Here is a 10801-nt window from a genome sequence, read left to right as displayed (position 1 = left end):
GCGATCCACCCCGGTGGGATCGCGGCGGCCGAGGACTTGCGACAGAGCCTCGGATTGCGATGTGTGTTGCGACTGGATCGAACGCGAAGTCGAGTTCAGGTCTCAGTCGTTTGGGAACCTCGCACAGATGCCGCTTGAAGGACGATCGGCGGCATTCAGGACGAGGCAACCCCCACGATGGGCAACAAGTCTTCGAAGCTCAGTTCTTCGAAACACCCAGCAGACTTTCTTCTTCTTCCTGGATGATGATTCGCGGAGTCACCATCAACATCAAGCTTTCCGTTTCGCGACCAACCCCGCTGTTTCGGAACAGGCGGCTGACGTAAGGAATCTTGTTGAGGATTGGCACACCGGACATCGTTCGTCCTTCTTTCAGTCGCTTGATACCACCCATCAGCACCGTTCCACCGTCGGGAACACTGACCGTCGTCGAGACGTTGACCGTTTCGATAACAGGTTGCTGAACCGTGATCTGCGTGCCGCCGCCGACTTGACCGGCCTGGCCTGTCTGTCCGCCAGCCTGGCCACCACCGACACCGCCAGCACCACCACCGGCACCGCCAGCGACACCACCAGCTTGCTGCTGTGCGAAGAGGGACTGCATGATCTGCATGCTACCGAGGCCCCCACCGATACCAAGCTGGCCACCGCCACCGGCTTGTCCGCCGCCTTGACCACCGCCACCACCACCGAACTGACCACCACCGAATCCGCCCTGGCCCTGGCCCTGGCCTTGCTGGCCACCGCTACCCGAACCGGATGCCTGGAAGGTGAAGACGTCTGTGATGCTGCGGAAGATCGGAATCAGCGTCAATCGGACGAATCGTCGATCTGCGGAGACCACGGCGGTGGCGGTCAGCGTGATTCCTTCGTTCACCGGCGTGATGACCGGTGTGTAGCCGACGGCGGCGATCCCCACCGTTGGAATCAAGCTGGTTACGAACGGTCGTTGGCGGTTGTCTTGCACAGTGGCAGACTGACCGTTGAACAACGTGACTTTCGGTGCGAACAACAGGTTGGTTCGTTGATCACCCTGTGCAGCCTGGATGAAGAAGAAGGCTTCCAGGTCACTCAGGATGGCCACACCGGTTTGAACACCGGCTGCAGGGTTATATCCACCGAATTGGGGGATGCCGACGTTGAACGAACCTTGTTGGAACGGAACCGTCAAATCGTTTGTAAACGTATCAGGCGATTGCAAACCAACGATCGTGGTGTTCTTCGGATTGTTGACCAGGCTGAAGCCAGGGAATGGTGTGAACAATCCACCGGATGTGGTTTGACCTGTTTGTCCCGTGGTTCCCGCTTGACCGCCCGTTTGACCGCCCGTTTGACCACCCGCTTGGCCACCTGCTTGACCGCCCGCCGTTCCACCCGAAGTTCCACCAGTTTGTCCTGTCTGACTGACAGACGAGCCGAGGAAACCAGATTGAGGCAACAGCACCGAACCGAAGTTTGGAATTGGCAACCCGCTTTGGTCGGTCTTGGCATATCCCGTGGTTGGCTTGATGTTGAAGTCGAAGTCGATCCCGATTCGTTCGAAGAAGCGGTCTGCGACAGTGACGAAGCGGACTTCAATCGTGACCTGCAGGTCCTGCAGCCGTCGAAGTTGTTCGAGCAAATCATGGATTTCTTCGTGAACCTTTTGAGTCTGGCGAATCACCAGGCTCAATGTTCCCGGATAAGGCTTGAGTGAGGCCTCGCCACCGCTTTGTTCCCATGACTCGGGAGAAATCGTGGACGTGATCAAATCGGTCAGCGACGAGAAGTCGGCATTACGATTCGTCTGCGTGGGCTTGCCATCGTTATCGAACTGCCGTGGCGCCCCGCCCCCGACAGCAACTCCGTTTGGACCGACTTGAGCAAAGACCTGTCCGCCACCGGTTGGATCCAAGTAGGCCTGAGGACCAAACCCGCGATTGCCGGTCGGTGCCGACCCCGTGTTGAACGGAACGTCACCGACGACACCGAAGTTCGGAATCGGGACAACCAGATCCGTCACGGAGTAGGTTTCGATGACGAGCTTACCTTGTTGTCGCTGACGATTGGTGATCATCAGCACTTCGTTGTCAAACATGTAGCCCAACTCGAACCGCTGCAGGATCAGATTCAAGGCACTCTTAACGGTGATGTTTTCGACATCGATGGTAATCGGCGTCATCGAGGTCACACCGACTTCTTCGAGTCCCACGTCGTCGATCACGATATTGATGTCTGCAACCGACTTGATCTTCGCGATCAATGCGGTTAGCGACGTGTTGTCTTCGTGCAGCGAGATTTTCTTCAGCAGGCTCTTTTCGGTCTCGAGTTCGGTTTCACTGCGAGTCCGATTGCTCTTTGAGTACTTGTCTTTTCGCGAACTGATCTTGTCCCAGATCTTCGTATCGAAGGACATTGGGTTGTCATCACCCACATCGTGGACCAGGCCACGCTCGAGTTCATTGATGGATCGCAGACGGGTTCGTTCCTTGTCCGTTTTCAGATCTTCGTTGAACTTCCGCTGCATCGCAAATTGGCCCTTGAGCACCATTTGGACGACAGCAGGGTCTTTCGGGTTCAGCGCGTTCGCCTTCTTGGCCACGACGTTCGCTTCGTCATAACGCTGTTGTTTCAAGAGGTCGTTGAATTCTTCGGTGAGTTTCGCCAGTTCTTGATCGATGCGAACGGCGTTCTCGATTTCACCTTGGATCAGATCTTTCACTCGTTTGTTTTCGGCCTTGAGCGCGAGGTTCGGAGCCTGTTGTTCAACGGCACTTCGAAGCGATGATCGCGAACGGTTCAGTTGCTTGAGCAGCGGAGCCGTGGCTTCGACCGACAGTTCGGCGCTTTCAACCTTTGCCAACGTTTGATCGATCAGTTCGAGTGCCTTTTCAGGTTCGGTTTCCTTCAGTCGCTCTGCTCGGAACAGGGCGTTCATGACTTCATCGCGAACGCGTTCGAGTTTGACGAGCTGTTCCTGACGAGCGGCATCGAGAGGCGTCGATTCCGTGACTGCTTCGCCTTCATTATTGGCGAGGCGGATGTCTGACTTTGGTTTCAATTCACGCAGATAAACGCTGAGGCGTTGCGTGCTGATGGGGTCGAGGCGTTGACCCGTCTCATGAGCGGCCTTAAACGCCTGGTAGGCGACGTCCGGACGGCGGTTGTGCAGTTCCGTCATTCCGCGTTGATAGAGTTCACGGGCCGACAGTCCGGACTGGCTGAATTCGGGAACGTCTTCACGGGCGGCAGCGACGGTTTCCTTGACGGCCACTTGTGCGTTCAATCGGGTGCGACGAGGAGCCGACGGGGCTTCTTCGTCAGAGAAGTCCTCTTCTCCCTTGGCGGTTTTCACTTCATTGCCATCTTTGCGAACCTTTGAGGTCAGCTGAATGGATTCCGCTTTTTCCAGATCGGCGAGAACCAGTTCTGGGCTGTCCGCTTCGACGGGCAATTCCAGACCCATGTCCTCGACGTGCAGTGCTTTCAGCCGTGCTTCGTCGAAACGTCGATCCTTGATCAGTTGACGAGCCTGTCGCAGTAGATTGAGAGCATCCTTCTGCTGTGCCACAGCCGTGGAGTTGTCGCCTTCCACAGCCGACGTCGGTGCGACGTTGCGTTGTGTGGCTTTGTGTTCGGCTCGTGCAATCTCGTTCAAAACGACTTCAGGATTCGAAGGATCGAACAGACCGAAGGCGACTTTCAGGCGTTGAGCCTGCAAGGCGAGTTCACGCGCTTCACCGAAGCGGCCATCTTTCATGGCTTTCTTCGACTTGGCGATCAGTTGCTTTGCCTGAACCGCGTCATTCTCAGAGCGATCGTTGACCGTTTGGTCTCCACCCTGAGCGATGTTTTCAGCAGCGCGACGTTCTTCGATGTCGTTCAGCACGACTTCGGGCATATCTTCCCACAGTTTGAACGCAACTCGCATTTCCTGGGCTTGTTCCGCCTTCTGCTTGGCCGAATCGAGTCGGCCTGCTTCCAGGTCGGCACGAGCCTGCTTCAAGAGTTCGATGGCTCGGTTTTTCTTCGCTCCTGCCGACTCATTCGAGCCCGCGGCGATTTCGGTTTGCGGTTCTTCGGCGACATCATCTCCAAACTCGGCCGCGACTTGCTTCGCCGATTTTGCGGCAGGCTGCCGTGGCAATGTCGTGGTCTTCATCTTGCGGTCAATGTCCGCCAGGATGTGTTCTGGTCGTTCTTCAAGGACACCGTACGAAGCGCCGAGTTCATTGGCTTCCAGAGCGTGTCGCTTGGCGTCTTCCAGGCGGCCTTCTTTGATCTCATTCTTGGCTTCTGAGAGCAGCGTTAGAGCGCGTTCTTTCAGAGAAGCGGTCTTGTGACTCTTCTTGGAAGCCTGTGCGAGTGTTTCATCGACATAGGGTTCATCGTCCGATTCTTCATCGCTTGCACCGGCGAGTTGAATGCCTCCGCGAGCGTTTCCTGATCCCGCGACCTGGCGAATCGTCGATGCCGGCGTGAAGTCATCTTTTGCGATGTCGTTCTTGGCGACGTTTGAGTCCGTCTTGACGAGCTTCGCCAACAAGTCGCCTGGAGTCGGTTTGTTCTTGGCGAACGTCAACTTGGCAGACCTTGCGGCATGGTCGGCCAGCTTGGCGAGTTTCATCGCTTCCGCTTTGTTTCCATTCTTGAAGGCCGCCATGGCCTGAATCATGAGCTGTTCGACGCGATCACGTGCCGCTTCTTCAGCAGATCGATCGACATCGGCTTCGATCTCATCCCAGCTTTGGGATTGAGCTCGGACGACCGATTTGCGTTTCAGGCCGGCACCCGGTCGCTTGGAATCGGCGAGCTCTTGAACCTTGCCGCGGGCTCGGTTCAAGTAGTCGTCGTTCGTGTGACGTTCGGATGACGTCAGGCCCGAAGTGGCCGCAGAGGCGTCTTCCAAAAGGGGCAGGGCTTCGATGTAACGGCCTCGCAGGTAAAGCTGCTTACCGAGCTTGTAGCTGGCGCGAGGCGTGAGCTTGGCCTGAGTCTCTTTGCGAGCTTCACCACCTTTGAGCGTGGTGGACTCGACGTGCGAGAGGTTGGTTAATCGCATCGCAGCGATTACCAGACATGTGCAACCGATCAGTCCGATGAGCCTACCCAAGATAGCTTCCTCCTCCAGGTCTGACTTTGACGAGGCGCGTCGAAGTTTTTTCCGACATGTGCGATAGCCGTGAACGCAAGTACGACCCGGCCGTTTGATGGCAAAACAGGGATTGTGCGAACTTCAAGCGTCGTCGCTTGAAATCCTTATCAGATGTGAATACGTGAATACGATTGATGGGAACGATCAGGAGCGGGGCGTGTAATAGTGGAACTTCCGGAAAAGGGTCAATACGACTCAAGTCAAATTCCACGCAGTACTTTTCGGGAAATTTCAAGGGCACGCCGACTTCGGCAGAGGTTGCCGCCGGGATTTACTCATTTCGTACAGCCCGCTATGTTCCCCTGATCACGAAAATCGGGGTTTGAGACGGCAATTCACGAAGAAAACCAATCAGCGAGTTCGATGTCCATGCGTCAATTTCTGCTTATCACGTTCGCCTTCTTTTGCCGGGCTTTTTGCCGACTGGCGCCACTTGCCCATGCCGAGACTGCTGGAGATGAGCTTCTCAAACGAGAATTTGTTTACGAAACGGCTCCATTTCCGTCCTGCCATGCATCGACGATCGCAGAAACGAAAGAAGGGTTGGTCGCCGCCTGGTTTGGTGGAACGAAGGAAAGTGATCCCGATGTCGGAATCTGGCTGTCACGTCATGTGGCAGGCGCCTGGACATCGCCGGTTGAGGTTGCAAACGGAGTTCAGTCGCCTACGAAGCGTGAACCCTGCTGGAACCCCGTGTTGTTTCAACCCCAAACAGGCCCGTTGATGCTGTTCTATAAGGTCGGTCCAAACCCCGATAAATGGTGGGGCATGCTGATGGTTTCAGACGACTCGGGGAAGTCATGGTCCGAACCGCGTCGATTGCCGGATGGAATTGTCGGGCCGATCAAAAACAAGCCTGTGCAACTTGCGAACGGCGACATCTTATCGCCCTCGAGCAGCGAATATGCCAAATGGCGTGTCCATTTCGAACGTTCCGCGGACCTTGGCAAAACCTGGACGGCGACCGCAGCGGTCAATGATGGAATCGCCATCGCAGCCATTCAGCCCAGCATCCTGACATATCGCGATGGCCATCTGCAGGCTATTGGCAGAACTCGCCAAGGTCAGATCTTCGACCTTACGTCGTCGAATCAGGGCGCGACCTGGAGCGAGATGAAATTGATCTCATTGCCCAATCCGAACTCAGGGACCGATGCGGTCACGCTGGCTGATGGTCGGCAACTTTTGATTTACAACCACATCTCACGCGGTCGCTCTCCGCTGAATGTGGCGGTTTCCGACGATGGCTACAACTGGTTTGCCGCTTTGGTGCTGGAGAGCGAACCGGGTGAATTTTCGTACCCTGCGGTGATTCAAACGGCCGACGGTCTGGTCCATTTCGCCTATACCTGGAACCGAAAACGCATTCGGCATGTGGTCATTGATCCCGAACGGCTGAATCTGACGCCAATTCTGGATGGAAAATGGCCGGAATGAACGATTGAATCGTCCGCAGGCGAGCAAATCGTGTCGCCGCATCAAAAAGCCGAAATGTCGATGACATTTACGCCATCGACACTCCATGCCTTACGGCATTTGCGTTTCCGTTGAGCGTCATCCGGCCCGAGGCGTCCGTGTCTTCGGGAATGCCAATGTCGGCGAAGGTACGGGAGACGTTTCAGTCGACTTCCGTTCAGTTGGCCGCGCGTGTCGGGCTGTATTTTTGATATGCACCTTGTCTCGGCGATCCCGTTGTTTGGGGCTGTCCGTTTGAGGTGTGGTGACAGTGAGCGTATGATGCTCGATCTGCCGCGGAAGGCTCGACGCAGGGTATTTGCCCTGTTGGAACGCCCCTGCAGGTCGAAATGTGGAATTTTTGAATCTGGAGATTGCGAGAATGGCGAAGCCTCTGCGGATTGGCATGGTTGGATATGGATTCATGGGGCGGACGCATTCCAATGCGTACCGTAAAGTCAGCCATTTCTTCGACACCGAGCATCAGCCAGTTCTGAAAGCGGTTTGTGCACGTGACACCGAAAAGGTCAAGGCGTTTGCCGACCGCTGGGGCTACGAATCGATCGAATCCGACTGGCGGAAGATGGTCGAGCGGAAAGATATCGATGCCATCGATATCTGTACTCCCAACAATCTGCATCATGACATTGCGATCGCGGCAGCGGCCAATGGCAAGATGATTCTGTGCGAAAAACCGCTTTCGATGGATGCCGCCGAAGGCGAGAAGATGTGTGAGGCTGTGGAAGCCGCCAAAGTCATCAATACCGTCTGGTACAACTACCGACGGGTGCCGGCAGTCACCTTTGCCAAGCAATTGATTGACTCTGGCAAGCTCGGCCGCATTTTCCACTACCGCGCCAACTTCTTGCAGGACTGGACGATTTCCGCGGACCTGCCTCAGGGTGGTGCAGCGCTTTGGCGGCTGGATGCGGCGGCCGCAGGGAGCGGTGTCACGGGCGACCTGCTGGCACACTGTATCGACACAGCAATCTGGCTAAACGGTAGCGTCAAGAACGTGACCGCGATGACGGAAACGTTCATCAAAGAACGCAAACACAACTTGACCGGCAAGATGGAAAAAGTCGAAATCGACGACGCGTGTGCGTTCCTTTGTCGATTCGGGAACGGTTCATTGGGTCTATTCGAATCCACGCGGTACGCCCGTGGACACAAGGCCCTCTACACGTTTGAGATCAACGGCGAATTTGCCTCGATCAAGTGGGACTTGCATGACTTGCATCGTCTGCAGTGGTTCGATCACCGCGACGAAGGAAAGATGCGCGGATGGCGTTCGATTCACGTCACCGACGGCGATCATCCCTATATGAGTCACTGGTGGGTGCCGGGCTTGCAGATTGGATATGAGCATAGCTTCGTCCATCATGTGGCTGATTTTCTGCAAGGGGTCGACAAGGGGGAATCGGTTGGACCGACTTTCCGCGATGCATTGGAAACGCAGAGAATTTGTGACGCGGTTCTGAAGAGTGCAAAGTCGGGCAATTGGTCAGAAGTCGGATAGCATCTGACTGTTTGCTTGGTATAATTCGAGGATGATCAAATTGCACGGGCGGCTACTGTTGTCGCCCGTGCTTCCTTTTGCCCGCGAATATTCGGCGGGTGCCCGCCTCGTTCTCACGCAGTGCGGGCTCGTCCAGACATTCCAGGATTGATCGACTTTAGACTGGGGAAAAGAGATGGAACGGCAGCCAATTTCTCGTGAAGGCTACGACAAGAAGAAGGAAGAACTCCGGATTCTCGAAGAGGTCGACATGCCGAGAATTACTCAGGCAATTGCCGATGCTCGCGCAGAAGGAGATCTGCGCGAGAACGCTGAATACCACGGCCAGCGCGAAGCCCAGGGAATGCTGCAGGCGCGGATCAATTCTTTGCGTGCCACACTCGCCGATTGCTTTATTGTCGACAAGTCCACCCTGCCAAAGGGCGTGGTCACTTTCGGAACGCGCGTCACCGTGAAAGATCTGAGCGACGGGTCGATCGAACAATATGAGTTCGTCGGTCCCGGCGAAGAGGATTACATGAGTGACGTCATGAAGATTTTGACGGCGTCGCCGCTTGCCACAGCTCTGATGCACAAGAAGGTGGGCGACCGGGTTGAGTTCCAGGCCCCACGGGGCGTGACGAACTACGAGATCACGCAGATCGACGAAACGTAAGCTGCTTGCCTTACGGTCGCGCAGGACGTCTCGCTTCAACGCGAGACGTCTTTTTGTTTTTGCTCCGATCGAAAACCGTGACCGCGCTCGATCGCACGTCCCCGTTCAGCGAGGATGAATGACCCGCTTCGACAGCCGGATTTCGATTTCACGTTCGACATAGTTCCATTCGTCCGTGGCCCGAATGGCCCGCGCCAAGTCATTAATCAGTGCGGAATCCTGGGCATCGAATTCGAACCAGGTCAGGAAGTCGAACGCGTCACTTCCGTCGCGATGCAACGTGAATCTTCGTGCAATGGCGGGCAACATGCGCAGGCGCGCATCGACTTGACGCGACCTCGCTTCAATAATGTCTTGCCGCGTGGCCCCCGCCAAATTCCACCACTCATCCGACTTGCGAATGAGTACCAGCGCGGCCGAGGGCTCACGACTTTCTGGTACAGGGGATCGACTCGATTCAGCCGGACGCGGATCTTCGCGGGTAATATATCGGGTTGAGCTGACGACGGCTGGCAGCACCCAAGCGGTGCCCTGTGGCACGCGTCCAAGGCGACCACCCAGAATCTCCAAATGCGAGACAGGCGTCAGATCCGGGCCTGAGAAGGTCTCGATCTGATCGACGCGCCATGAACCTGTTGCGCCTCCGACATAGTGCAACACACCAGTTTCGGAAGGTTGCGCGGCCCGCCACGGAACGTTGCACGACAAATGAGATCTGCACGTGACAATGCTCATGAAGCGTCCTGTGAACTCATCCGAATCGGAACGGCGATGTCGGTTTTCAGCGTTCTGTAGCAAGCCGAATGCCGCGTACACGACATCTGGACTTCTGGACTCGCACGACGTTTCTGCAGGCGATTTCGGGGAAAGGAGTTGTGCCAAATCGGATTGCTGGATGATTGCGAATTTCACGTCGGTTTTTGCGAACGATTTTGATTTCCGTGTCGCGCGGCACCAGCTTGAGATCTGTACAACGCGCCGTTTCTTGGCATGGCTGTTGTTTGATTCAGCATTCGCGTTTGCCGCGGCTTTCGCTTCATGGCGTGGGGAATTATGTTGTGTGGCGTACACAGACCACTGCGAATCTTGCCATGCGAGTCCACTCGGTCCCGGCAGGTTCGCGAGGATCGCTCGCAGGCTGTTGACCCGCTTGCTGTGCGTTCATCGACGTGTCAATTCAGGTTTGAAGCACCACGAGGGATCTCGACACATGAAACTGGGACTGATCAATTCCGCCTGGGCACAGGCCGGTCGCGATACGGCGTGGGGAATTCAAAAGACGAAGGAGATCGGGTTCGATACCATCGATCTATTCGCCGATCCACTGGATCTCGAGATTCAAGAGCGTCAATTGATTCGGCGCGAGTGTGAACGCTTGGACTTACCCATCGTTTCCTTGTGTTGTGTCGCGACGGGGTTAGTGGACTTTAACCCCAGCGTCCAACGTTTCCATGTCGATCGAGTCACCCAGTATCTGGAACTGGCGTACGAGTATTCTGCGAAGAACGTGCTGCTGGTTCTGGGAGAATACATCTGGAATCGCGAAGTCATTCGTCCCGAAGACCAATGGGGTTTCGCGATCGAAAACTGTCAGCGACTTGGCGACTATGCGGCGGAGTTGGGCATTCAGATTGCCTTGGAGCTTGAACCGTTTCCGCTCTCATTGATCAACAGTGTCGAGACGATGGTGCGATTCATCGACGATGTTGACCACGATGCCGTCCGGGCGAACATTGATGTGTCGCACCTGTGTCTCGCGCAAGTTCCGGCAGAAGAGGTCAAACGCCTGAAGGGGAAGGCGATTCATGTCCATATTTCAGACTGTGATGGAAAGGTCCACGGCGACCTTCCGCCAGGTCGTGGAGTGGTTCAATTTGAGCCCTACTTGCGCGAGATCGCTCAGTTGGGATTGAGCGGCGCGATCTCCATTGAACTCGAATACAGCCCTGAACCGGATCAGATCGAATCCTGGGTTGCCGAGGCCTATTCTGCGACGCGCCGCTTGATGAAATCGTGTGGGCTGAGCGAGTCCTGACAG

General features: G+C 55.8%; 6 protein-coding genes. 4 read left to right on the top strand and 2 right to left on the bottom strand.

Features of this window, described 5'->3' with window-relative positions; translation table 11 throughout:
- Positions 1-199: 199 nt before the first annotated feature.
- A complete protein-coding gene (locus OSO_RS47555; RefSeq protein ID WP_050986023.1) occupies positions 200-5041 on the bottom strand; it encodes a secretin GspD/PilQ domain-containing protein in 4842 nt (1613 codons plus the stop codon).
- A gap of 462 nt (positions 5042-5503) precedes the next feature.
- Here OSO_RS47555 and OSO_RS0107090 point away from each other — a divergent pair, with 462 nt between their 5' ends.
- The 3 genes from OSO_RS0107090 to OSO_RS0107075 all read left to right on the top strand — a co-directional run bounded on the left by OSO_RS0107090 (position 5504) and on the right by OSO_RS0107075 (position 8763).
- The gene (locus OSO_RS0107090; protein WP_010582750.1) at positions 5504-6571 is read left to right on the top strand and encodes a sialidase family protein; all 1068 of its coding nucleotides are present in this window, start codon (positions 5504-5506) and stop codon (positions 6569-6571) included.
- 400 nt (positions 6572-6971) lie between these two features.
- Positions 6972-8108: a Gfo/Idh/MocA family protein gene (locus OSO_RS0107085; protein ID WP_010582749.1), complete on the top strand. Its 1137-nt coding sequence runs from the start codon at positions 6972-6974 to the stop codon at positions 8106-8108.
- Between the two features lie 175 nt (positions 8109-8283).
- Positions 8284-8763 carry a GreA/GreB family elongation factor gene (locus OSO_RS0107075; protein WP_010582748.1) on the top strand — a complete coding sequence of 160 codons (480 nt, stop codon included), beginning with the start codon at positions 8284-8286 and terminating at the stop codon, positions 8761-8763.
- Positions 8764-8868: 105 nt separating this feature from the next.
- On the opposite strand, the gene OSO_RS50650 is transcribed toward OSO_RS0107075, so the two are convergent.
- Positions 8869-9423, bottom strand: coding sequence for a hypothetical protein (locus tag OSO_RS50650; protein ID WP_029246740.1), 555 nt, complete (start codon positions 9421-9423; stop codon positions 8869-8871).
- 550 nt (positions 9424-9973) lie between these two features.
- Here OSO_RS50650 and OSO_RS0107065 point away from each other — a divergent pair.
- The gene (locus OSO_RS0107065; RefSeq protein WP_010582746.1) at positions 9974-10798 is read left to right on the top strand and encodes a sugar phosphate isomerase/epimerase family protein; all 825 of its coding nucleotides are present in this window, start codon (positions 9974-9976) and stop codon (positions 10796-10798) included.
- Positions 10799-10801: the final 3 nt, after the last annotated feature.

The organism is Schlesneria paludicola DSM 18645, assembly GCF_000255655.1.
Taxonomy (GTDB): Bacteria; Planctomycetota; Planctomycetia; order Planctomycetales; family Planctomycetaceae; genus Schlesneria; species Schlesneria paludicola.
This window is presented reverse-complemented; position numbering and strand designations above follow the sequence as displayed.